The 22,589-nt window shown below is 61.1% G+C and carries 21 protein-coding genes; 11 read left to right on the top strand and 10 right to left on the bottom strand.

Going from position 1 to position 22,589, the window contains the following annotated elements; all coding sequences use genetic code 11:
- Positions 1 to 30 precede the first annotated feature (30 nt).
- Positions 31 to 600, bottom strand: a complete 570-nt coding sequence (locus BUA42_RS14195) for a DUF6151 family protein (RefSeq protein WP_072778866.1) — start codon at positions 598 to 600, stop codon at positions 31 to 33.
- Positions 601 to 788: 188 nt separating this feature from the next.
- On the opposite strand from BUA42_RS14195, the gene BUA42_RS14190 reads away from it, so the two are divergent.
- Positions 789 to 1,799: an HWE histidine kinase domain-containing protein gene (locus tag BUA42_RS14190; protein WP_072778864.1), complete on the top strand. Its 1,011-nt coding sequence runs from the start codon at positions 789 to 791 to the stop codon at positions 1,797 to 1,799.
- A gap of 170 nt (positions 1,800 to 1,969) precedes the next feature.
- Here the strand turns inward: BUA42_RS14190 and BUA42_RS14185 are convergent, their stop codons facing one another.
- On the bottom strand, positions 1,970 to 2,890 hold the full coding sequence (locus tag BUA42_RS14185) for a LysR family transcriptional regulator (protein WP_072778862.1): 921 nt from the start codon (positions 2,888 to 2,890) through the stop codon (positions 1,970 to 1,972).
- A gap of 165 nt (positions 2,891 to 3,055) precedes the next feature.
- Between BUA42_RS14185 and BUA42_RS14180 the strand changes: the two genes are divergently transcribed.
- From BUA42_RS14180 to ccmE, 7 genes are all read left to right on the top strand, one after another.
- Positions 3,056 to 6,478 carry an indolepyruvate ferredoxin oxidoreductase family protein gene (locus BUA42_RS14180; RefSeq protein ID WP_072778860.1) on the top strand — a complete coding sequence of 1,141 codons (3,423 nt, stop codon included), beginning with the start codon at positions 3,056 to 3,058 and terminating at the stop codon, positions 6,476 to 6,478.
- 169 nt (positions 6,479 to 6,647) lie between these two features.
- The gene (locus BUA42_RS14175; protein WP_084066238.1) at positions 6,648 to 7,460 is read left to right on the top strand and encodes a lysophospholipid acyltransferase family protein; all 813 of its coding nucleotides are present in this window, start codon (positions 6,648 to 6,650) and stop codon (positions 7,458 to 7,460) included.
- Positions 7,461 to 7,486: 26 nt separating this feature from the next.
- Positions 7,487 to 8,299: a glutamate racemase gene (gene murI, locus BUA42_RS14170; RefSeq protein WP_072778856.1), complete on the top strand. Its 813-nt coding sequence runs from the start codon at positions 7,487 to 7,489 to the stop codon at positions 8,297 to 8,299.
- 52 nt (positions 8,300 to 8,351) lie between these two features.
- A complete protein-coding gene (gene argC, locus BUA42_RS14165; protein ID WP_072778854.1) occupies positions 8,352 to 9,380 on the top strand; it encodes an N-acetyl-gamma-glutamyl-phosphate reductase in 1,029 nt (342 codons plus the stop codon).
- A 78-nt stretch (positions 9,381 to 9,458) separates the two neighbouring features.
- On the top strand, positions 9,459 to 10,691 hold the full coding sequence (locus tag BUA42_RS14160; protein WP_072778852.1) for a putative DNA modification/repair radical SAM protein: 1,233 nt from the start codon (positions 9,459 to 9,461) through the stop codon (positions 10,689 to 10,691).
- Between the two features lie 12 nt (positions 10,692 to 10,703).
- Positions 10,704 to 12,167, top strand: a complete 1,464-nt coding sequence (locus BUA42_RS14155) for a UdgX family uracil-DNA binding protein (RefSeq protein ID WP_072778850.1) — start codon at positions 10,704 to 10,706, stop codon at positions 12,165 to 12,167.
- 70 nt (positions 12,168 to 12,237) lie between these two features.
- Positions 12,238 to 12,687: a cytochrome c maturation protein CcmE gene (ccmE, locus tag BUA42_RS14150; RefSeq protein ID WP_178346919.1), complete on the top strand. Its 450-nt coding sequence runs from the start codon at positions 12,238 to 12,240 to the stop codon at positions 12,685 to 12,687.
- A 94-nt stretch (positions 12,688 to 12,781) separates the two neighbouring features.
- Here ccmE and eno read toward each other — a convergent pair whose 3' ends face one another.
- From eno to BUA42_RS14110, 8 genes are all read right to left on the bottom strand, one after another.
- On the bottom strand, positions 12,782 to 14,059 hold the full coding sequence (gene eno, locus BUA42_RS14145) for a phosphopyruvate hydratase (protein WP_072778847.1): 1,278 nt from the start codon (positions 14,057 to 14,059) through the stop codon (positions 12,782 to 12,784).
- Positions 14,060 to 14,136: 77 nt separating this feature from the next.
- Positions 14,137 to 15,030 carry a DMT family transporter gene (locus BUA42_RS14140; RefSeq protein ID WP_072778846.1) on the bottom strand — a complete coding sequence of 298 codons (894 nt, stop codon included), beginning with the start codon at positions 15,028 to 15,030 and terminating at the stop codon, positions 14,137 to 14,139.
- Between the two features lie 52 nt (positions 15,031 to 15,082).
- Entirely contained in the window at positions 15,083 to 15,493 is a 411-nt protein-coding gene (locus BUA42_RS14135) for a Fur family transcriptional regulator (RefSeq protein WP_072778845.1), read from the bottom strand.
- A gap of 76 nt (positions 15,494 to 15,569) precedes the next feature.
- Positions 15,570 to 16,415 (bottom strand): DMT family transporter, encoded by an 846-nt coding sequence (locus BUA42_RS14130; RefSeq protein WP_072778844.1) that lies wholly within the window; start codon positions 16,413 to 16,415, stop codon positions 15,570 to 15,572.
- 29 nt (positions 16,416 to 16,444) lie between these two features.
- Positions 16,445 to 17,230, bottom strand: coding sequence for a DUF533 domain-containing protein (locus BUA42_RS14125; RefSeq protein WP_072778843.1), 786 nt, complete (start codon positions 17,228 to 17,230; stop codon positions 16,445 to 16,447).
- Positions 17,231 to 17,386: 156 nt separating this feature from the next.
- Positions 17,387 to 18,805, bottom strand: a complete 1,419-nt coding sequence (locus BUA42_RS14120; protein ID WP_072779336.1) for a protein adenylyltransferase SelO — start codon at positions 18,803 to 18,805, stop codon at positions 17,387 to 17,389.
- 50 nt (positions 18,806 to 18,855) lie between these two features.
- Positions 18,856 to 19,302, bottom strand: coding sequence for a GNAT family N-acetyltransferase (locus BUA42_RS14115; RefSeq protein WP_072778842.1), 447 nt, complete (start codon positions 19,300 to 19,302; stop codon positions 18,856 to 18,858).
- Positions 19,299 to 20,240, bottom strand: coding sequence for a nucleoside hydrolase (locus BUA42_RS14110; protein ID WP_072779335.1), 942 nt, complete (start codon positions 20,238 to 20,240; stop codon positions 19,299 to 19,301). Before BUA42_RS14110 ends, BUA42_RS14115 begins: the two co-directional genes overlap by 4 nt.
- Here BUA42_RS14110 and BUA42_RS21205 point away from each other — a divergent pair.
- The 3 genes from BUA42_RS21205 (at position 20,218) to pgl (ending at position 22,587) form a co-directional block, all read left to right on the top strand.
- Entirely contained in the window at positions 20,218 to 20,388 is a 171-nt protein-coding gene (locus tag BUA42_RS21205; RefSeq protein ID WP_178346910.1) for a hypothetical protein, read from the top strand. The genes BUA42_RS14110 and BUA42_RS21205 overlap by 23 nt on opposite strands.
- A gap of 70 nt (positions 20,389 to 20,458) precedes the next feature.
- Entirely contained in the window at positions 20,459 to 21,913 is a 1,455-nt protein-coding gene (gene zwf, locus BUA42_RS14105) for a glucose-6-phosphate dehydrogenase (RefSeq protein WP_072778841.1), read from the top strand.
- Positions 21,910 to 22,587 carry a 6-phosphogluconolactonase gene (gene pgl / locus BUA42_RS14100; protein WP_245819020.1) on the top strand — a complete coding sequence of 226 codons (678 nt, stop codon included), beginning with the start codon at positions 21,910 to 21,912 and terminating at the stop codon, positions 22,585 to 22,587. The genes zwf and pgl overlap by 4 nt, the downstream gene beginning before the upstream one ends.
- Positions 22,588 to 22,589: the final 2 nt, after the last annotated feature.

Raw genomic sequence — 22,589 nt, 5'->3', positions numbered from 1 at the left:
CCCGTCGAAACGAGCATTAGGGGCAGACGATCACTGCGGCCGCGCCGCGTTCCTTTCGGACTTGCTGAGTACTCGAGGGGCCACGACGGGTGTTTTGTCGTCGTTGAAGAACGGTGATGCGCGCTTTGAGGGCGAAAAGACGCCGCCCAGGATGCGCCCGATGACCGAGAGCTGAGCCTTCAGCACGCCGGTTTCCTTGATATGTGGGGCTGTGCCAACGGTGCTGAGCAACGCCGTGATGGGGCCATAGCCTTTCGCGCCGGGCGGCAAGACCGCACCGACAAAGGGCAGACCGGGACCCGGTAGCGTGTTCGCGATCTGCGTGCCGCAGCACCCCGCGTACCATCGCAGAATGCCTTTCGGGCTAAGCCGCAGGACGGCAAGGTGGTCTTGGCCGCGAAGGAATTCGAAATTCGCGGGCAGTGTCTGGAAGATCTCGGTGCCGCCATCGGAATCCACACGCGTTGCGCCGTGGTCCAGAACGTTGGCATAGGTCTGGCAATCGGCGCAGTAGCATACCAAATGTGTCCCGGGAGCTGTGGGGGCAATCCGCCACTCCATCTTGCCGCATTGGCATGTGTGGTGTCTGTCATCCGTCATTCAGATGCTCCGTTGTTTGGCAGGCTGTGTAAGAAGCAAGCAGAGATGCCTCAATTATGCAAACCGGCGGCCTTTTGTCTTCAGAGCCTCAGATGCGCCGAACTACCCGGTAGCCAATCTGTCAAGACAAAGATACAATGAGGGTGTAACTTTAAATTTACGATTGGGGCCGTAGGAGACCTTAGACTATGACGACCAAAGTGGCACCACAGTATAGCCACTTGTCATCGACCGAAATGCAGGTCGGACTGGAAGTTGCCCGCGTGGGCATCGGACGAGTAGATTACCTCAAAGACACCGTGCGGATGGATGGGCTGAGCGCAGAGCTTTTCGGCTTTCCGGACAACGTGGATATTCCAAGATCGGAGTTTCATTCCCGCATTCATCCCGACGACTGGCCGGTGGTAGAGCGAGAAGTGGACATCCTTCTGGCGCCGGAACTGCCGGATGTGATTGATCTGACGCACCGCATCCTGCAACCGGGAGGGCAGGTGCGATGGGTCAACGCGCGCAAACGCGTGTTCTTTGACCGGGCGGTACGTCCGGAGGGGCCAATCGAAGGTGTCTTCGCCGTCGTCGATGTGACCGAATACATGCGCGCGAAAGAGCAGACGAATCTGCTGATTGGCGAGTTGAACCACCGGACCAAAAATCTGATCACGGTCGTTCAGGGCATCAGCCGTCTTCTGGCTCGTACAGTGTCACCCGAAGAGTTTCCGGAGGAACTGAACAAACGCCTGATGGTGCTGGTCCGAAATCAGGACGCCATGGTCAAGGAAGGTGCCGGGTCATTTGAGTTGAGCGAATTGCTGCGGTCGCAGCTTGCCCCGTTCGATGAAGAGTTGACCTCGCGGGTCGAGATGACAGGGCCGAGGTTGCGTCTGAACGCGGCGGCGGCGCAAGTTGTAGGCATGGTTGTGCATGAACTCGCCACCAACGCCGTCAAGCACGGCGCGTTGTCCAAACAGGGCGGGCGCGTTTCGGTGAATTGGGGTGGTGAGCTCGCTCACTCAGATGCTGCGCTTGTCTGGAAAGAGCGAGGCGGACCCAAGGTGACGTCACCGTCGCGCCGAGGATTCGGGACCCAAGTTCTGGAGACACTGCCGAAGCTCTCGCTCGAGGCGGATGTGGCCGTTTCCTATGACGAAAGCGGTTTCACCTACCGCATGAGCCTGCCCGACTCCGCGTTAGCTCCCTGAGCAAAAAAAAGGCCGAGCAAAAGCTCGGCCGAAGTCCAACAGGGAGGTATGAAGATGATGCGCAATTCGGCGTTTCATCTCACATATGCCAAATATGTCATCAGTCTGATTCATATCAAGTGATATGTACCTTTACCGGTGGCAATCCCGATATGCGTGAGGCGCATGGGTCACACCTTGGACGCAGCGTCCGCCTCAAGCGCTTTTCGCGTCTGCCGGTGTGCGAAGATCTCCTCCTGAACGAAATCGCGGAAGGCCGCGATGCGCTTCGATTGCCGGAGCTCTTCAGGATAGGCAAGGAAAACAGGCACTTCCACGGACTCAACGTTCGGTAGCACGCGCTGCACGCTCGGGAAATCCTCGATCACGTAGTCAGGCAGAACGCCGATACCGAGGCCGGACAAAACGCTTTGGAGAACTCCGAAGTAATTGTTCACCGTCAGTGTTGAGTGAATGTCATAGGTTAATAGCTCTTGCACCAGCATCATGCCGGCGCTCACCTGTGCAGCCCGGGGATTCTGGCAGATCAGGCGATGCCGTGCCATGTCCTCGATCCGCTCGGGTGCGCCGTTCTGAGCAAGGTATTCCGGCGACGCGTAAAGCCGCATGCGGATGGTCATCAGCTTCTTGCGGATGAGGTCAGCCTGGCTCGGTTCTTTCATGCGCACGGCAACGTCCGCCTCGCGCATCGGCAGATCGAGGACGCGTTCCTCTAGCATCAGGTCGATGTTCAGATCGGGATACTTTTCGTAGAGCTTCGGCAGGCGCGGGGCCAGCCAGAGAGAGCCGAAACCGATCGTCGTGGTCACGCGCAACTCGCCGAACACCTCTTCCTCACTGTCGCGGATGCGCGCCGTCGCGGCCTCGATCCGCTTGTTCATGGAGCGCGTGGCGTCGAACAGAAGCTCACCCTGTTCCGTGAGGATGAGACCGCGCGCGTGGCGGTGAAAGAGGACAGTGTTGAGTGATTCTTCGAGCGTCCGGATCTGCCGCGACACCGCAGATTGCGACAGGTGCAGCGCGTCTCCGGCATGCGTCAGGCTTCCGGCGTCGGCAACGGCGTGAAAGATTCTGAGCTTGTCCCAGTCCATGGTATTCGCTTTCCTTCGTTGACGGCGGTCTACATGACACAAAGAAATATATGAACGACAAGTTTTGCGACTTGACCGAAATCACGTAGATTTTGGTGGTAAGGTCAGAATTTATGACCTAAATTTAGATATACAACATGCACATTTCGCGCGGGGAGGCGTCAAATGAGCAAGCCGGAAATTTCGCTGAACGACCGTTTCGATCTGTCCAAATCGCCTGTTCTTCTGAACGGAACGCAGGCGCTGGTGCGTTTGATGCTCATGCAAAAGACGCGTGACCTGGCCGCCGGGCTGAACACCGCAGGCTATGTGACCGGGTACCGCGGATCGCCACTGGGCGCGGTCGATATGCAGATGCACCGCGCCGAAAAGTACCTCAAAGCGGCGGATGTGGTGTTTCAGGAAGGTCTGAACGAGGATCTCGCCGTCACCGCAATCTGGGGCACGCAACAGGCCGAGTTGCGGGGCGAAGGTACGCATGACGGTGTCTTTGGCCTTTGGTACGGCAAAGGCCCCGGAGTGGACCGCTCGGGCGATGCCATGCGGCATGCCAATATGGCGGGCACGTCGAAACACGGCGGTGTGCTCATGGCCATGGGCGACGACCATACCGGTGAATCGTCGACCGTGCTGCACCAGTCCGAATGGGCGATGGTCGACGCCTATATGCCAGTGGTGTCGCCGGCGGGCGTCCAGGAAATCCTGGATTTCGGCCTCTACGGCTTTGCCTTGTCGCGGTTTTCCGGTCTCTGGGTTGGCCTCAAGACGATGAAAGATACGGTGGAGGCGACTGCCGTTGTCGATGGACGGCCGGACCGCATGTCTTTCGTGACACCTGAATTCGACATGCCGAAAGACGGGCTCAACATCCGGCTTGTCGACGACCGTTACCTGCAGGAAACGCGGCTGATCCAATACAAACGCTTCGCCGCTGAGGCGTTCGCCGATGCCAACGGGATCGACAAGCGCGTCTGGGGCAAGCCGGGGGCCAAGATCGGGTTTGTGGCGGCGGGCAAGAACTGGCTCGACCTTGTTCACGCTCTGTCGCTTTTGGGCATCGACGCTGACGAGGCCGAACGGCTTGGCATCACGACCTACAAGGTGGGGCAGACCTGGCCCCTGAATATGCGCGGCTTCCACGATTGGGCCGAGGGGCTCGACCTGATTGTCGTGGTGGAAGAGAAGCGGAAGCTGCTCGAGGTACAGATCAAAGAAGCGATATTCGACGACCGGCGCGGACGGCGGGTGTACGGCTGGCATAAAGGCGGCGGCGCGGGGTCGATGCACGGGGAAGAGCTGTTCCCGACGCATTGGGCGCTTGATCCGATCATGATCGCAAAGAAGCTCGGCACGATCCTTATCGAAGAAGGTCGCGACACCGATCGCATCAAGGCCGGTCTACAAGCGATTGATGAAGCTCAGAAAGCGGATAACGCCGAGGAGATCGCGGCGCGTCTTCCGTATTTCTGTTCGGGCTGTCCCCACAACACGTCAACCAAGGTGCCGGAGGGCAGCCGCGCGTATGCCGGGATCGGGTGCCATTTCATGGTGCAGTGGATGGACCGCGAGACGTTTGGCTTCACCCATATGGGAGCCGAGGGCGCGAACTGGATCGGCGAGTCGCTGTTTTCCAAGCGGGACCACGTGTTCCAGAATCTCGGTGACGGGACGTATAACCACTCGGGCGTGCAGGCGATCCGCGCCGCCATCGCGGCGGGCACGACGATCACGTACAAAATCCTTTTCAATGACGCAGTCGCGATGACCGGTGGGCAGAAGAACGATGGCGGGTTGACGCCGCAGCAGATCGCGGCGGAATTGCGCGCGATGGGGGTGAAGCATCTGGCCGTTGTTTACGACGAAAAAGAAGATGTCGACCTGAAGGCTTTCCCGCAAGGCATTGAATTTGCAGAGCGTGCGGATTTGCAAACCGTGCAGGAGAAGTTTGCAAAGACCGAAGGCGTAAGCGCCATTGTCTACATCCAGACCTGCGCCGCCGAAAAGCGCCGCCGCCGCAAACGGGGCAAGTTTCCCGACCCGGACAAGCGCGTCTTCATCAACACCGACGTGTGTGAAGGCTGTGGCGATTGCGGGGTGCAATCGAACTGTGTGTCCATCGTGCCGGAAGAGACGGAGCTTGGTCGCAAACGGGCCATTGACCAGTCTTCCTGCAACAAGGATTTCTCTTGTCTGAAAGGGTTTTGCCCGTCCTTCGTGACCCTGGAGGGCGCAACGGTGAAGAAGGCCGCGACGGCCTCTCTGGATTTGCCCGACATGCCCGAGCCGACGCTGCCGGCGATCGACGGCACGTGGAATATGGTCATTACCGGCGTCGGTGGCACAGGCGTCGTAACTATCGGCGCGGTTCTCGCGCAGGCGGCGCAGATCGACGGCAAGGGCGCGGGCATGATGGAGATGGCAGGTCTGGCCCAGAAGGGCGGCGCGGTGCATATCCATCTGAGGCTGGCCGAGCAGCCCGAGGACATCAGCGCCATTCGCGTCGCGACCGGCGAAGCGGATGCGGTGATTGGCGGCGATCTGGTGGTCAGTGCCGGGGCCAAAACGCTTGGGCTGATGAAATCGGGGCGCACGGGTGCGGTCGTGAATAGCCACGAAATCATCACAGGTGACTTTACACGAAACACGGAATTTTCGTTGCCGTCTGAGCGGTTACAACTTGCTCTTGAAGCGCGGTTGCGGGATCGTCTGGACCTGTTCGATGCGTCCGAACTGGCGAAGGCCGTGATGGGCGACTCGATCTTTTCCAACATGATGATCCTTGGCGCCGCGTGGCAGCGTGGGTTGGTTCCGCTGACCCGGGAGGCCATCCTCAAGGCGGTGGAACTGAACGGCGCGGCAGCAGAGAAGAACCAGCGCGCGTTCGAAGTTGGACGCTGGGCGGTCACGCATCCCGAGGATGCGGCGCGGCTCATCACGCCGAATGTGGTGGCGATGCCGAAGACGCTGGATGATCGTATTCGGTACAGATTTGACCATTTGGTAAAATATCAGAGCAAGCGCTACGCGAAGCGGTATCAACGGCTGGTCGACCAGGTGTCCGATCCGCGTCTGAAAGAGGCGGTTGCGAAGGGGTATCACAAGCTTCTTGCCTACAAGGACGAATACGAGGTCGCGCGCCTGCATCTGGAAACCCGCGAAAAGGCGAAAGAGCAGTTCGACGGTGATTTCCGCATGTCATTCCATCTTGCCCCGCCGATGCTGAGCAAGGAGGGGCCGGACGGTCGTCCTTTGAAGAAGCAATACGGTGAAGGCATGTTGCGGGCCTTCGCGCTGCTCGCGCGGATGAAGAAGCTGCGCGGCACTCCGCTTGATCCGTTTGGACGCACGGCGGAGCGGCGGATGGAGCGGGCGCTGATCAAGCAGTACGAGGCGGATATGGTCGAGTGGCTGCCGAAAGCAACGCCCGAGAGCATGGACGCGCTGGTCGCTTTGGCCGAGTTGCCCCTGCAGATCCGGGGTTTTGGGCCGGTGAAAGAAGCCAACGAACGCAAGGCGGCCAAGCGGCGGGAAGAGCTGATCGCAGTGTTGCGCGCCGGCGGGCCGGTGACACAGCAAGCGGCGGAGTGATGCGGCAAATCACCGTTATCCGACTGTTACAGCTTTGCGGTAGCACACGGGCGCGGTAGCAGGCCGCAAACCGTTTTCGGAGCCGTACCCGGTGCTATCCCGTTCCGCGCAGTCCGTCGCCCGCGACATCTCGTATGCCCATGTGGCCCGGTCCCGACCCGGCCGCGCGATGATCCGGTTGATGGAGAACGCGACCGGGCGGATGGGCCTGATCCGGCGCGCCGCCGGGTATGAGCGCGAAGTCGCGCAGGGCCGCGATTTCTGGGAGGTCATGGTCGACCGCTACGGTCTTGAGCTTGACGTGGTGCAGGGGTGTTTGTCGAATATCCCGTCGAACGGCCCTTTGATCGTGATCGCCAACCATCCCTACGGCATTCTCGACGGGCTTGTCCTTGGGCATATCCTGTCCGTCGCACGCGGCGATTTCCGGGTTCTGGCGCATCACGTGTTCCGGAAGGCGGAGGACCTCAAGCGCGTCATTCTTCCGGTGAATTTCGACGAGACGAAAGAGGCAGTGGCACAGAATATCGCCACTCGAAAAGCGGCTCTGACCTATCTTGCCGACGGGGGCTGCGTCGGGGTCTTCCCAGGCGGGACGGTGTCCACCGCGGCGCGACCGTTCGACCATCCGGTGGATCCGGGCTGGCGCAGCTTCACGGCACGTATGATTGCCAAATCCGGGGCGACGGTTCTGCCGATCTATTTTCACGGCCACACCAGCCGGATGTTCCAGTTGGCGAGCCATTTGCATGCCAATCTGCGCATGGGGCTTCTCATCCACGAGTTCCGCGCGCGGGTGGATACGCCGGTTCATGTATCGATCGGAGACCCCATTCCATCGCACGAGATTGCCACACGCCAAAAAGACGCGCGGAAGCTCATGGATTTTCTGCGCGAAGCGACGTATGAGCTGTCTCCAACGCCAGTTCCCTTCAAGGAATATGGCTTTGAGTTTGATGAAAAACACCGGGTGACCCGCTAACGCGAGCACCCGACAGGGGTCGCGACATGGCGGTTGGTGTATTCGACAGCGGATTGGGCGGATTGACGGTGCTGGATGCCGTCTCCAAGCGCCTGCCCGACGTGCCGTTTGTCTATTTCGGAGACAGCAAACACGCGCCCTACGGTGTGCGCGACGCGGATGACGTCTATAACCTGACTTGTGCCGCGACGGAACGGCTGTGGGAGGCCGGGTGCGATCTGGTCATTCTTGCGTGCAACACCGCGTCTGCGGCCGCTCTGCGGCGGATGCAGGAAAGCTGGATTCCTCCCAACAAGCGTGTGCTGGGTGTGTTTGTCCCGCTCATCGAAGCGCTCACAGAGCGGCAATGGGGCGACAATTCCCCACCGCGCGAAGTGGCTGTGAAGCACGTCGCGCTTTTCGCGACGCCTGCAACGGTACGCAGCCGGGCGTTCCAGCGCGAGCTGGCGTTCCGTGCGATTGGGGTCGACGTCGAAGCACAGGCCTGTGGTGGGCTAGTCGATGCCATCGAAGAGGGCGACATGATCCTCGCCGAGGCGTTGGTGCGGTCCCATGTCGATGCGCTCAAGCGCAAGATGCCGGACCCGGAAGCGGCCATTCTTGGCTGCACGCATTACCCGTTGATGCAGGACGTCTTTCAGGATGCGCTGGGGCAGGATGTGGCGGTTTATTCGCAGGCCAATCTGGTGGCCGATTCCTTGGCCGACTATCTGGACCGGCATCCGAACATGCTGGGCTCTGGAGAGACATCCACGTTCCTGACAACCGGTGATCCGAAAAAAGTGTCGGATCACGCGACGCAGTTTTTGCGACGACAGATCACGTTTGAAGCGGCCTGACGCCCGACATTTTCCAATCTGATCTGATATTTGCGTCCTGAAGGAGGTTCGCATGCCCTACAAAATCGCCATCATCGGTGCCAGCGGCTATACCGGAGCCGAATTGCTGCGCCTCATCGCCACCCATCCCGAAATGGAAATCGCCGCGCTGGCCGCGAATTCCAAGGCGGGGCAGACCATCGCGCAGGTTTTTCCGTTCCTGAGGCATCTCGACCTGCCAACCCTTGTGACCTGGGAAGAGATCGATTTTTCGCAGATTGACCTGTGCTTCTGCGCCTTGCCGCACAAGACAAGCCAAGAGGTGATTTCGAAGCTTCCGACCAACTTGAAGATTGTCGACTTGTCCGCAGATTTCCGGCTGCGTGACCCGGAGGTTTATCAAAAGTGGTACGGCAACCCACACGCGGCGGTCGAGATGCAGAAAGAGGCCGTTTATGGCCTGACCGAATTCTACCGCGAGGACATCCGCGGTGCGCGGCTTGTGGCGGGGACGGGATGTAACGCTGCGACGGGGCAGTACGTGCTGCGGCCGCTGATCGCCAAACGGGTGATCGGTCTCACGGACATCATCCTCGACCTGAAATGCGCGGTGTCGGGGGCAGGGCGGTCGTTGAAAGAGAACCTGCTGCATGCCGAATTGTCGGAAGGCACCAACGCTTACGCGGTCGGCGGCACGCATCGGCATTTGGGGGAATTCGATCAGGAATTCAGTGCCTTGGCGGGTGAAGAGGTGCGTATCCAGTTCACGCCCCACCTGATCCCGGCGAACCGGGGTATTTTGGCCACCTGCTATGTGAGCGGCGAGGCGCAGGCGATCTATAAGGCTCTCAGCGCTGCCTATGCCGATGAGCCGTTCATTCAGGTGTTGCCGTTCGGCCAGACGCCCTCGACCCATGACGTGCGCGGATCGAACTTCTGCCACATCGGCGTGACGGGGGACCGGATCGACGGACGTGCCATCGTTGTGGCGGCGTTGGACAACCTGACGAAAGGGTCGTCGGGACAGGCGCTGCAGAACGCGAACCTGATGTTGGGGGTCGAGGAAACCACCGGTCTGATGCTCGCGCCCTGTTTCCCCTGACACGCGGCTGATCCGCTGTTGCGGATGTGAGCGCGGCGCGTCTTGCGTTTGACGGGTGTGGAACATAATGTGAACATTATGTCCAGGCTCACACTGCAACAGAAGCTCGCCATCCTGTCGGATGCAGCCAAATACGATGCCTCGTGCGCGTCCAGCGGGGGGCAAAAGCGCGACTCGAAAGACGGTAAGGGGATCGGTTCGACCACCGGGTCGGGTATCTGCCACGCCTATGCGCCTGACGGGCGCTGCATCAGCCTGCTCAAGATCCTGATGACCAATTTCTGCATCTACGATTGCGCCTATTGCGTGAACCGGGTGAGCTCGAACGTGGAACGCGCGCGGTTCACGCCGGAAGAGGTGGTGGAACTGACGTTGGAGTTCTACCGCCGCAATTACATCGAGGGGCTGTTTTTGTCCTCGGGCATCATCCGGTCGCCGGATGACACCATGGCGGACATGGTGCGCATCGTGCGGAGCTTGCGGGAAGAGCACGCCTTTCGCGGCTATGTGCACCTCAAGACCATCCCCGACGCCTCGCCGCACCTGATTGAAGAGGCTGGAAAATACGCGGATCGCCTGTCGATCAATATCGAACTGCCAACGGACTCGGCGGTGAAGACATATGCGCCCGAGAAGGACCCCAGCCAAATTCGCCGCGCGATGGCGGATGTGCGGGTTTTGAAAGAGGCGCGGAAGGAAAAGACCTATCGTGGCCGCCGCGCACCACGCTTTGCGCCGGCGGGGCAATCGACGCAGATGATCGTGGGTGCCGATGGCGCGAATGATGCGACGATCCTGAGGACCTCGACGCGGCTTTACTCGGGCTACCGATTGAAGCGGGTCTACTATTCGGCGTTCTCACCGATCCCGGATGCCTCGGCCACATTGCCGCTGATCCAGCCGCCCCTGATGCGCGAACATCGCTTGTATCAGGCGGATTGGCTGATGCGCTTCTACGGCTTCGATGCGAAGGAAATCACTGCGGCGCGGTCTGACGGCAATCTGGATCTGGAGCTTGATCCCAAACTCGCCTGGGCACTGGAAAACCGAGCGCTGTTTCCGGTGGACGTGAACCGTGCCGATCGGGATATGCTACTGCGCGTGCCGGGTTTCGGGACGCGCACGGTGGGGCGCCTCCTTGCGACGCGACGGCATCGCACCGTGCGGTGGGAAGACCTCACACGCATGGGGGCTAACCTGAAATCCGCACGGTCGTTCATCTCGTTGCCGGGGTGGCAGGCGAAGGGTCTCGATGCTGCCGATCTGCGCGCCCGCTTCGCGCCGCCGCCCGAGCAACTCGCGCTGTTCTGACAGGCGCGGCCCATGTTTCGCATCACCTTGCCCGAGATCGGCACCTTCGACGCCTGGCGCGACGCGGCCCGCCGAGCGCTCGCCGCGTCGATCCCGCCAGAGACCGTGATCTGGCAGAGGGGGGCGGGCGAGGTCGACCTTTTCGGTACGGAAAGCGCGGCTTTGCCGGATGTCGCGGCGCAGGCTGGCTTCACTGTGCCGAAAACCTATCTGTCGACTGTGAAACTGGCCCTGTGGCATCGCGATCCAGAGCGATTTTCCCGCGCCTACGCGGTGCTTTGGGACCTGCAATCGACGCCACGGTTGTTCGAGGACTGTGGTGACCCGCGTGTCGCCAAACTCAATGCGCTGGCCAAAGAGGTCGGGCGCGACAAACACAAGATGACCGCGTTCGTGCGCTTTCGGGACATCGGTGACCGTACCGCGCCGCGCCGTCGTTTTGCCGCGTGGTTTGAGCCGTCGCACCACATCGTGGAGCCGACGGCGCCCTTCTTCGCAAAGCGGTTCGGCGACATGGACTGGACGATCTTCACACCGGATCTGACGGCGGTGTTCGAGGGCGGGAAGGTGCGGTTTGAACCGGGTGTCGAGAAGCCTCCGCTGCCGGAAGACGCCACAGAAGAGCTCTGGGGCACCTATTTCCGCAACATCTTCAATCCGGCGCGCGTGAAACTGAAGGCGATGCAGGCCGAGATGCCGAAGAAATACTGGAAGAACATGCCAGAAACCGCGCATCTGCCCGAGATGATCGCTGGCGCGCGGGCGCGGGCGGCCGAGATGCAGGCCGCCGCGCCAACCCTGCCACCGCTTCGCGCCGAAAAGGTTACGGCACGGGTGTCGGACATGTTGGGCGCAGCGCGTGCATCGGGCGGCGAAGAACGGATGACCGACGCTCTGGCATCCTGCCGCCGCTGCCCACTCTGGCAGGATGCGACACAGGCGGTGCCGGGCGAGGGACCGCTCGACGCGCGGCTCATGTTCGTGGGCGAACAGCCGGGCGACCGCGAGGACCTTGAAGGCCGGCCTTTTGTCGGCCCGGCGGGGCAGCTTTTGGATCGTGCCTTAGAAGCGACGGGTATCGTCCGGTCCGAGGTGTATCTCACAAACGCGGTCAAGCATTTCAAATTCGTGCCGCGTGGCAAACGGCGGCTGCACCAGTCTCCGAACCGTGATGAGATCGACCATTGCCGCTGGTGGCTCGATCTGGAACGGGAACGCGTGCGCCCTGCGCTGATCGTCGCCCTCGGCGCGACCGCGCTGCGCGGATTAACCGGAAACGGCGACGGCTTGCTCAAGCGGCGTGGCAAGGTCGAGATGTCGGGCGGCCAGCCCATCTTCGTCACCGTCCACCCGAGCTACCTTCTGCGATTGCGCGATGCCGAGCAGCGGCAGCGGGAGGAGCGCGCGTTTCACGCCGACCTGAAAGCCGCTGCCGAGATTGCGGCCCGCATGGCGACCCAATCCGCCACAGTTTGATCTGTCGCAGTTTTCACGCGCGCTTTTGTGCTTATATGTACGTCAGCGAGGAGACGAGGACGCCATGGCACTGAAATCGCTCAAGAAGCAAAGACGCATTCAGGTGATCGCACTGGCGACGCTGGCTTTGGTCATCTCGACGGTGCTTATTGGGTACGCAATGCGCGATGGCATCAACTTCTTCCGCTCGCCCAGCCAGGTTGTTGCCGAACCGCCCGCTCCGACAGAGGTGTTCCGGATTGGTGGATTGGTCGAAGAAGGGTCTATCGTGCGCGGGCAGGGCGAGGCGGTGTCGTTCCGCGTCACCGATGGTGGGGCAACCGTTCCGGTCGTCTATACGGGTGTTCTGCCGGACCTTTTCAACGAAAACGAAGGCATGGTCGGCACGGGCCGCTTCGTTGACGGCGTATTTCAGGCCCAGGAGATCCTCGCGCGGCACGACGAGGAATATATGCCGGCTGAGGTCGTCGACGCACTGAAAGAGCAAGGCGTCTACAAAGAACCGGACGCCGGAAGCTGAAACCCGCCCCTGGCTTCTTCTTTTTCCAAATATGCAAATAACCGGGCGCGCAGCGCCCGGCTTGTCGGATTTTCCGAAGGAAAATTCGAAGCATTTATCCTTTCAGGATCGACCGCCCAGCGTACTCGGCTGATTCTGCCAGCATTTCCTCGATGCGGATCAATTGGTTGTACTTCGCCAACCTATCGGAGCGCGCTAGCGATCCGGTCTTGATCTGACCGCAGTTGGTGGCCACGGCGAGGTCGGCGATTGTGGCGTCCTCCGTCTCGCCCGAGCGGTGGCTCATCACGTTTGTGTAGCGTGCGCGATGGGCCATATCGACGGCGCGCAAGGTCTCGGTCAGCGTGCCGATCTGGTTCACCTTCACGAGCATCGAGTTGGCACAACCTTTCGCGATCCCATCGGCAAGGCGGACCGGGTTGGTGACGAACAGATCATCGCCGACAAGCTGCACCTGATCGCCCAGCACTTCGGTGAGCTTCGCCCAGCCGTCCCAGTCGTCTTCGGACATGCCGTCCTCGATCGAGATGATCGGGTAATCGGTGACAAGCCCCTGAAGGTAGGCGACGTTTTCGTCCGAGGTCAGCGATTTGCCTTCGCCCTTCATCTCGTACTTTCCGTCCTTGAAATATTCCGTCGCGGCGCAGTCGAGCGCGAGGTAGATGTCCTCTCCGGGCTTGTATCCGGCCTTTTCGATGGATTTCAGGATGAAATCGAGCGCATCGCGGGTGGAGCCGAGCTCAGGCGCGAAACCTCCTTCGTCGCCCAGACCGGTGGACATTCCGGCGGCGGAAAGCTCTTTCTTGAGCGTGTGGAACACTTCGGACCCCATGCGCACCGCATCGCGGATGTTCTCAGCCGCGACCGGCATGATCATGAATTCCTGAATGTCGATCGGGTTGTCCGCGTGTTCGCCGCCGTTGATGATGTTCATCATCGGAACCGGCATCATGCGCGCCGAGGTGCCGCCCACATAGCGGAACAGCGGCTGGGTGGTGTAGTCAGCGGCGGCTTTTGCGACAGCGAGGCTTACCCCGAGGATCGCGTTTGCGCCAAGGCGCGCCTTGTTGTCGGTGCCGTCCAGTTCGATCATCGTCATGTCGATGCCAACCTGTTCGGTGGCGTCCATGCCGACGATCTCTTCTGCGATCTCTCCGTTCACGGCAGCTACCGCTTCAAGCACGCCTTTGCCCATGTATCGGGATTTGTCGCCATCGCGCTTCTCGACTGCCTCATAAGCGCCGGTCGACGCGCCCGACGGAACGGCCGCGCGGCCGATGGTGCCATCCTCCAGTGTGACGTCGACTTCGACAGTGGGGTTGCCCCGGCTGTCGAGGATTTCGCGGGCGAAGATGTCGATGATGGTGCTCATGGCGTCTGGTCCTGACTAAGCTGCGTTTGGCGGCGGTATATCAGGGATGGACGCGAAGTAAACTATCGCTGGTAGCGCTAACGTGGTGTTCCTTCGGCGGTTTTCTCGGCGGCAAGCGCGAGCTGGCGTTCTCGGTAGAGCGCATAGAGGCCTGCGGCGAGAATGATCCCCGCACCAAGCAGCGTCAGACCGTCGGGTTGTTCGGCAAACACGAGTATGCCCAAGCTCATGGTGAAGACGAGGCGCGTGTAGCGGAAGGGAGAGACGATGCTGGCGGGCGCCATCCGCATGGCTTGGGTAACCGCATAATACCCAAGGGCCGTGACGATGATCGCGCCGAGCATGTTCATCGATGAGGTTGCATTGATGTTGGCCTGTGCATCGAGGGCAAGGACCAAGATCAGCCCGGTTGGAATGGTGGCGGAAAACCCCCAGGTGGCCAGCGAAATGGATGGGATATGGCGCGGGGCCAGCCGCGTGATCAAATCGCGCAATCCAAGGCCACACACTCCCATCACCGCGAAAAGCGCTGCCGGTTCGAAGTCTTCGGCGCCGGGTCGGATCACCAGCAGCATCCCGAAGATGCCGACGAAGATGGCGATCCAGCGCCGGGTGCCTACCGTTTCCTTGAGAAACACCGCAGCACCCAATGTGACGACCAGCGGGGCCATCTGCATGATGGCGGCGAAGAGCGAGAGCGGGATCTTTCCGATGGACAAAACAAGGCCGAGCCCGCCGATGATTTCCAAACCGCCTCGCGCCAGAACCCAAGGGTGCAGCGCATCGCGGGTGATCAGCTTGGCTCCCTGCCATTTCGCGATGAGAACGAAGCACAGCGTTCCGCCAGCGCTCAGGAAAAACATCACGTGCCCCGGGGACAGATCGCGAGAGGACAGCTTGATGAACATGTCGCTCAGCGCCAGAAGCGCCATCGCGAGGATCATCAGGAGGATGGCGCGGATTGTTTGCATCCCCAGCAGCTACGCCGTTTCGCCGACGGACACCAGTTGTTCCGCGCGAATGCTATTTCTTGATCGGCACGCCGTAGAGTTCGAGCTTGTGACCCTTGAGACGGTACCCAAGCTTGGCCGCGATCTTTTCCTGCAGGGCCTCGATTTCGGGGTCGACGAATTCGATCACCTCGCCTGATTGCAGGTCGATCAGGTGATCATGGTGGTCGCGTTCGGCGTCTTCGTACCGCGCCCGCCCGTCACCGAAGTCGACTTTTTCGAGGATCCCGGCCTCTTCGAAGAGTTTTACCGTCCGGTATACGGTTGCAATCGAGATATTGGGATCGATGCCGGAGGCGCGGGCATAAAGCTCTTCGACATCGGGATGGTCATCCGCGTCTTCAAGAACCTGCGCAATGGTGCGCCGTTGGTCTGTCAGGCGGAGGCCCTTGGCCTCGCAACGTGAAATGATGGTGTCGGACATGATCCCGTCTCTCAAGCTCGCGCGGGACGGTTTAGCCAATGGCGCGCCGCAAGGCCACATAAAGCAGCTCGAAAAATCAGACGCTGCGGCGCAGGTGCCAGAGATAGACAGCGAGCGTGGCGATCACGATCGCGCCGCCGATCACCATGCGCGCGGTGGGGGCTTCGCCGATCCCGGCCCAGACCCAAAGCGGTCCGAGGATCGTTTCAAGCAAAAGCACCAGACTGACATTGACGGATGCCGTATGACGCGAAGCCTCGGACATCAGGTAGAAGGACAGCGGAAGTACGACAAAGCTGGCAAGAGCGATGGCCCATGTGGTGCCGCTGGCCATCTCGGCCGGGCTGGTGAACAGGAATGCGCTTGACCCGGACAGGAGGGCACCGATGCCCACGGCCAACAGCAATGGCATCTCCGGGTTGTGACGCAGAAGCGTGAAGCTGAGCGACAGGCTCAGCGCAACCCCGATCCCGCAGAGGACACCCAAGACCCAGTTCCCTGAAAGAGCCACTTCGCCCTTGCCGGACATGGCGAAGGCGATACCACAGGTGACGATCGCAATGGTCACCCATGTGACTGGCCGCGTTGGCTGCTGATAGAGCAGCCACGACCAGAGCGCGGCGCAGATCGGTACGGTTGCCACGGCAATCAGCACCAGCGCGACAGGGGCGAGCGAAATGGCCGGGGCGAACAGCGCGGCATTGGCCCATTGCGCAAGGATCAGGGCAACGCCGACGCCGGAAGCAAGGCGCGGTAAGTGCCGGGCCTGACCGATCAGAAGCGCCGCGACGAGGAAGAACGTGCCCATTGCCAAGCCGCGCCATGCCACCAAAGGCGCTGCGCTGAGTTCGGACAGGCGTATCAACAGCGCGTCCGGCGTGAGGATGAGCACGCCGAGACAGGCAAGTAGGATGCCTTTCATCGAGGCAGGTCAGGGTTTGATGGACCGCGTCAGCTGTAGAGCGGCTGAACCCCCATCTGCATATGGAGCGCGTTGACGGTCGGTTGATCGAGGTCCATCGCCCGGGCCAAAGCGTCCAGATACTGTGCCTCGGGCTGGGTATCGAGGCGAATCGTCATCAGAGACGCCGCGTAGACCTGGGTGCGCAGTGCGGCAGGCGTGTCATTTGCCAACCCTTCGACATCGATGGGCGCTGCAAGTTGATCCTGCACAAAGGCGATGTCTTCGGCATCCGCATCATCGCCAACGGTGTCGATAATCTTGGCGCGCTCGGCCTCGTCGATGCCTCCGTCGGACTTTGCCGCCTGGATCATCGCGCGCAACATGAGCGCGGCGGTCGCCTCGGCCTCGGGTGCAGCGGCGCCGGATTTTGCGAACTGGTCCATCATGCCGCCCATATTCTTGCCGCCCATCGCGGCCATACCACCTGCGGCTGCCAGAAGGCCGGCGAGTCCTGCGCCACCTCCGCCGCCAAGTGAGGAGAGAAGCCCACCCTTGTCACCCTGATCGGACCCTGCCGCGCCGCCGCCCATGAGCGAGGACAGGTCGAGGCCACCCGATTGCAGTTTTTCCATGATGCCCGCGAGCGGGTTTTCGCCCCCTGCGCCGCCCATCATCTGGCCCATCTGGGCCTGGATTTGCGCCATCGGATTGTCGCCCGGCACCTGCGCACCTCCCATGAGCCCGCCAAGACCCTTGCCGCCGGACAGGTGATCCACCCCGCGTGCAGTTGCATATCCGATGGCTACTTTTGCCAAGGTTCCCATGAGGCTCATGTCGTGTCTCCCGTGTTGGTTGTTGGCACGATGACAGATTCGGCCGTGTCTGGCGACATGCGCAACGGTCGCGGCACGACGGGTTCGTTCGGCATTGGCGCTTGCAGTGGTCGGGGTGCCAGTCTCAGGTCTCAAACCCGCCTGGAATGTCCGCGCTCAAGTCCCGCAGAACGTTGCCTGCACGACTTCGTTCGGTGCGGGCGGATTGCGCAGATCGATGTTGCTTTGCGTGTCATCGTAGGGCTTGGCGTAAGCTGCAACCAAGCGGTGAAATAGCGTGTCGTCACCGTCGACCGCCGCCGCGATCATCTCTTCGATGCGATGATTGCGCGGGATGAGCACCGGATTGGCCGCGCGGATCACCGCGTGCGGGTCTTCTTCGGCCTCAAGCCGGGCTTGCCAGCGGTCCGACCAAGCGTCGTACAAAGTGGGATCGGGGAAATGGTCGCGTGCGCTCCCGTCAATCAGCCCTCTGAAGGTATTGGTGAAATCGGCCTCCACCTCTTGCATTGCGGCAAGCAGATCGACGATTAGGCGCGCGTCATCTTGCGTCGGTGCGCTGAGGCCGATCTTCGCCCCGAACTGCTTTAGCCACTCTGCGCGGATCATTTCGGGCATGCCGTGGATCTGCGCGGTGAACGGTTCAACGGCGGCTTCGGGGTCCGGCATCAGGTTGAGTAGCGCGGTGGCAAGCTGGGCCATGTTCCACACGATGATGTCGGCCTGCGCAGCATAGCCATAGCGCCCGAACCGGTCGATCGATGAATAGACCGTCTCGGGGTGATAGCTGTCCATGAAGGCGCACGGCCCGTAGTCGATGGTTTCGCCCGAAATGCTGCAATTGTCGGTGTTCATCACGCCATGGATGAACCCAAGACTCAGCCACTGTGCCACCAATGCCGCCTGTTTGCGCATCACGGTGTCAAGAAAGCTGGCCGGATCGGTGGCGTCCGGCGCGTGGCGGTCCACGGCGTAGTCGAACAGTGTTTTCAACCCGTCGATGTCGCCCCGCGCGGCGAAGACCTGGAACGTGCCGACACGCAGATGACTTTGCGCCACGCGGGTTAGGACGGCGCCGGGCAGGGGCGCTTCCCGCACCACCGTTTCCCCGGTGCGGACTGCTGCGAGCGCTCGCGTCGTCGGGACGCCCAAGGCGTGCATCGCCTCGCTCACCACATATTCGCGCAGGACCGGTCCCAGCCACGCGCGACCGTCGCCCATGCGGGAGAACGGCGTCTGTCCCGATCCCTTGAGCTGAATATCCCTCCGGATGCCATCGGTCCCGATGGTTTCGCCCAGCAGAACCGCACGGCCGTCGCCCAGTTGAGGATTGTACTGGCCGAATTGGTGCCCGGCGTAGAGCTGGGCAATCGGCGTAGCGCCGTCTGGAAGGGTATTGCCCGCGAAAACCGAGGCGAGAGCCGGATCTTCGGCCCCGTCGATCCCAAGCGTCTTTGCCAGATCGGTGTTGAACGCGATCAGTTCCGGCGCCCGCACCGGCGTCGGCGCGACGCGGGCATAGAAGCTGTCGGGCAGGGCGGCGTAGCTGTTGTCGAACGGGATGTGCAGGGTCATGTCCGACATATAGGGGCTGGGCGGCACAGCCTCCAGCCCCGCGCGAGATCCTACAAGATCCGAGACATATAGGCGTAGCCGTTCCGCGTCTCGAACTTCAGGCGCTCGTAAAACTTGACGAGCGTCTGATTGTCCTGATCCGCTTCGAGATGCAGCGCGCGGATGCCGCCGTCTTTCAGCGCTCTGGCCAGCGCATTGATCGCTTCCGACCCCATCCCGCGCTTGCGCACCGCTGTGCGGATGTAAAGCTCATCAACGATCGCATCCATCCCACCGTATTCGACGGACCAGCCGAAGGAGACGACCACATAACCCACCGGCGCGCGACGTGGTCCGATCAACCAGACCGCGCCATGCGGAAGGCCTTCGAGCAACGGGAGTATCGCGTCGTGCTGATGCGTCGGCGTCGTGTCGAAGCCCTGGTGTTCGTGAAACGCCGCAACAAGGGGGAGGAGCTTGGGCAGGTCTTCGACGGTGGCGAGGTGAAGCGATCTCATAGGCGGGCCAGCCGTTCTGTGAGAAGCGCAAAGAAGCCGTCGGCGTCGATGTCGCCCATGAACATCGCGTTTGGTGGGCGGTCGGTGACACCCCACCAGTCCGCGACCGTCATGCCAAGGGTCAGTTCGGATTGCGTCTCGATCTCCACGTTGATCCGCCGCCCGGTGAAAAGATCGGGGTTGATCAAATAGGCGGTCACACACGGATCGTGCAGTGGAGCGCCAGCGCTGCCGTATTTCTCTTTATCGAAGCGTTCGAAGAAATCCGTCATCTCCGCGACGGCGACGCCAACCGGGCTGCCAATTGCGCGAAACGCATCGTTGCGCGGTTTCGTCACCAGCGCCTTATGTGTCACATCAAGTGGCATGACCGTAATCGGGGCGCCAGATTTGAATACGATATCAGCGGCTTGCGGATCGACGTAGATGTTGAACTCGGCAGCGGGCGTGATGTTGCCGACCTCGAAATAGGCGCCACCCATGAGCACGATGTCCTGAATGCGTCCAGCGATGTCCGGAGCACGCTGTAGCGCCACCGCAATGTTGGTAAGCGGGCCGAGCGGACACAGAGTGACTGTTCCCGAAGGCTCTGAACGAAGCGTGTCGATGATGAAATCGACGCCGTGTTGCGCTTGCAACGGCATCGTCGGATCGGGAAGCTCTGGACCGTCCAGCCCGGTTTTGCCGTGCACATGCTCTGCCGTTACAAGCTTGCGTGCTATTGGCGTGTCGCAACCAGCAAAGACCCGTGTCTCGGGCTTGCCGGCCAGTTCGCACACGATCCGCGCGTTCTTTTCGGTCAGCGGCAGAGGTACGTTGCCTGCCACCGCAGTGATGCCGAGCACCTCGATCTCTTCCGGAGAGGCGAGCGCAAGGAGAATCGCGACCGCATCGTCCTGTCCCGGATCGGTATCGATGATGATCTTGCGCGCTGCCATGGGTGTCTCCGTGTCGGTGACGGCGTCGTCGCATGGCGACCGGGCAGGATCAAGCGGCATCATCACGGCCGCGCGGGGGATTGCCGCTTCTTTGGGCAAGTCGATTGCAGCGCCACGGTCGCGTGGTACTCTGCGCCTGATTTTGTGAAAACGGATTTACATCTGCATAGTTAGCGCTAACAAAGCGGCGGACACGCCAGAATCGGAAGGACAGCGCCATGGTGTCTCGAGTTATCCCAGTTGATCCCTTTGACCTTGTCATCTTCGGCGGCACAGGTGACCTGGCGCGTCGCAAGATCCTGCCCGGGCTTTATCGCCGCTTCTGCGCTGGTCAGGTACCAGAAGGTTCGCAAATCATCGGGTCGGCGCGGTCCGATCTGGATGATGCGGAGTATCGGCTCATGGTCGCGGAGGCCATCGCCGAGTTCGGTGGTGTCCTGTCCCGTGAAAGCGCGTCGCTCGACGCGTTTCTGCATCGCATCCATTACGTGAAAAGCGACGCCAAAGGCGACGGCGGTTGGAAGGAGCTTCAGGCGACGCTGCGCGATGGCGTTGTGAGGGCGTTTTACTTTTCCGTCGGCCCGTCGCTGTTCGGCGATTTGGCTGAACGACTGCACACGTTCGGGCTTACCACGCCCGACAGCCGCGTCGTGGTTGAAAAGCCTTTTGGACACGACTTGCAAAGCGCGAAGGCGCTGAATGCCACGCTGGCGGAACATTTTGACGAGCATCAGATTTACCGGATCGACCATTACCTCGGCAAGGAAACTGTCCAGAACCTGATGGCCGTCCGCTTTGGTAACATGCTGTTCGAGCCGCTTTGGAACTCACAATACGTCGACCACATCCAGATCACCGTCGCCGAAACGGTCGGCGTCGGAGGGCGCGGCGGGTATTACGACAAGTCTGGCGCGATGCGGGATATGGTGCAGAACCACCTGATGCAGCTTCTCTGCCTCATCGCGATGGAGCCGCCCGCCAAGTTCGATCCGGACGCGGTGCGGGACGAAAAACTCAAGGTGATCCGTGCGTTGGAGCCGGTGGATTGGCACCACATCGTGCGCGGCCAGTACGGTGCAGATGACAACGGGCCGGGCTATCGTGACGATGTCGAAGACCCGAAATCGCGCACAGAGAGCTTCATTGCCATGAAGTGCCACATCTCGAACTGGCGCTGGGCGGGTACGCCTTTCTATATGCGGACGGGCAAACGATTGAAGGCGCGCACGTCCGAGATCGCCGTGGTGTTCAAGGACGCGCCGCATTCGATCTTTGGGGTGGATGCAGGACGCCACCGCAACGTGCTCGCGATCCGCTTGCAGCCGAACGAGGGCATGACGCTCGATGTGACGATCAAGGAACCGGGACCGGGGGGCATGCGCCTTTTGGACGTGCCGCTCGACATGAGTTTTGCCGATGCCCTGGGGCCGGATGCGGAAGAAGCGCCCGATGCGTATGAACGTCTCATCATGGATGTGATCCGTGGAAACCAGACACTCTTCATGCGGGGTGATGAGGTTGAAGCCGCCTGGGCCTGGACCGATCCCTTGATCGAAGGCTGGCAGACGCGCAATGATGTGCCCAAGGAATACGAGCCGGGAACGGCGGGACCAGAGGACGCGCTCATGCTTATGCACCGGGACGGACGCAAATGGCGGGAGATCAAGGCGTGAGCTACGACCTGCAGACGTATCCAGACCGCGACATGCTTGCCATGGATCTTGCCAACAACCTGGCGGGCGACCTGCGCAGCATCCTGACACACGAAGACCGTGTCGTACTGGCGGTGCCAGGCGGTACTTCGCCGGGGCCGGTGTTCGACGTGCTGTGTGCCGCCGACCTCGACTGGGACCGGGTCGATGTCATGCTGACCGATGAACGCTGGGTGCCCGAAGACAGCGACCGCTCGAACACGCGGCTGATCCGCGAACGTCTTTTGGTCGACCGCGCGGCCAAAGCGCGGCTTTTGCCCATATACGCCCCGGCGCATGAGCCGGAGGAAGTGCTCGCCGAGATTGAGGTGCAGATCGCCAACGCACTCCCCCTTGCCGTTGTGCTTTTGGGCATGGGCACCGACATGCACACTGCGTCGATCTTCCCGGGCGCGGACCAGCTGGCGGAAGCCTTGGATCCACATGCGCCGGTTCTTGTGGCGATGCGCGCTCCGGGCGCTCCGGAGCCGCGGGTTACGTTGAGCGCACGTGTGCTCAACGAAGCGATGCGCAAGCATGTCCTGATCTTCGGAGACGACAAACGCAAAGCGTTGGAGAATGCGCAAGGCAAGCGGCTGGAAGACGCGCCGATCAACGCGGTTCTGAGCGGCGCAATTGTACACTGGGCTGAGTAGAC

The organism is Marivita hallyeonensis (assembly GCF_900129875.1).
Lineage (GTDB): Bacteria > Pseudomonadota > Alphaproteobacteria > Rhodobacterales > Rhodobacteraceae > Marivita > Marivita hallyeonensis.
The sequence above is the reverse complement of the archived record's forward strand: the minus strand, read 5'-3'. Positions and strand labels throughout refer to the sequence as shown.

Bases quoted from the DNA above. Each gene is read 5' to 3' on its own strand.
- BUA42_RS14160 (WP_072778852.1), top strand. From the start codon at position 9,459: ATGTCCAGGCTCACACTGCAACAGAAGCTCGCCATCCTGTCGGATGCA.
- BUA42_RS21205 (WP_178346910.1), top strand. From the start codon at position 20,218: ATGATGATCTTGCGCGCTGCCATGGGTGTCTCCGTGTCGGTGACGGCG.
- BUA42_RS14110 (WP_072779335.1), bottom strand. From the start codon at position 20,240: ATGGCAGCGCGCAAGATCATCATCGATACCGATCCGGGACAGGACGAT.
- BUA42_RS14115 (WP_072778842.1), bottom strand. From the start codon at position 19,302: ATGAGATCGCTTCACCTCGCCACCGTCGAAGACCTGCCCAAGCTCCTC.
- BUA42_RS14180 (WP_072778860.1), top strand. From the start codon at position 3,056: ATGAGCAAGCCGGAAATTTCGCTGAACGACCGTTTCGATCTGTCCAAA.
- argC (WP_072778854.1), top strand. From the start codon at position 8,352: ATGCCCTACAAAATCGCCATCATCGGTGCCAGCGGCTATACCGGAGCC.
- BUA42_RS14130 (WP_072778844.1), bottom strand. From the start codon at position 16,415: ATGAAAGGCATCCTACTTGCCTGTCTCGGCGTGCTCATCCTCACGCCG.
- BUA42_RS14195 (WP_072778866.1), bottom strand. From the start codon at position 600: ATGACGGATGACAGACACCACACATGCCAATGCGGCAAGATGGAGTGG.
- BUA42_RS14140 (WP_072778846.1), bottom strand. From the start codon at position 15,030: ATGCAAACAATCCGCGCCATCCTCCTGATGATCCTCGCGATGGCGCTT.
- BUA42_RS14155 (WP_072778850.1), top strand. From the start codon at position 10,704: ATGTTTCGCATCACCTTGCCCGAGATCGGCACCTTCGACGCCTGGCGC.
- BUA42_RS14185 (WP_072778862.1), bottom strand. From the start codon at position 2,890: ATGGACTGGGACAAGCTCAGAATCTTTCACGCCGTTGCCGACGCCGGA.
- zwf (WP_072778841.1), top strand. From the start codon at position 20,459: ATGGTGTCTCGAGTTATCCCAGTTGATCCCTTTGACCTTGTCATCTTC.
- murI (WP_072778856.1), top strand. From the start codon at position 7,487: ATGGCGGTTGGTGTATTCGACAGCGGATTGGGCGGATTGACGGTGCTG.
- eno (WP_072778847.1), bottom strand. From the start codon at position 14,059: ATGAGCACCATCATCGACATCTTCGCCCGCGAAATCCTCGACAGCCGG.
- BUA42_RS14175 (WP_084066238.1), top strand. From the start codon at position 6,648: ATGATCCGGTTGATGGAGAACGCGACCGGGCGGATGGGCCTGATCCGG.
- BUA42_RS14135 (WP_072778845.1), bottom strand. From the start codon at position 15,493: ATGTCCGACACCATCATTTCACGTTGCGAGGCCAAGGGCCTCCGCCTG.
- BUA42_RS14120 (WP_072779336.1), bottom strand. From the start codon at position 18,805: ATGACCCTGCACATCCCGTTCGACAACAGCTACGCCGCCCTGCCCGAC.
- BUA42_RS14190 (WP_072778864.1), top strand. From the start codon at position 789: ATGACGACCAAAGTGGCACCACAGTATAGCCACTTGTCATCGACCGAA.
- BUA42_RS14125 (WP_072778843.1), bottom strand. From the start codon at position 17,230: ATGAGCCTCATGGGAACCTTGGCAAAAGTAGCCATCGGATATGCAACT.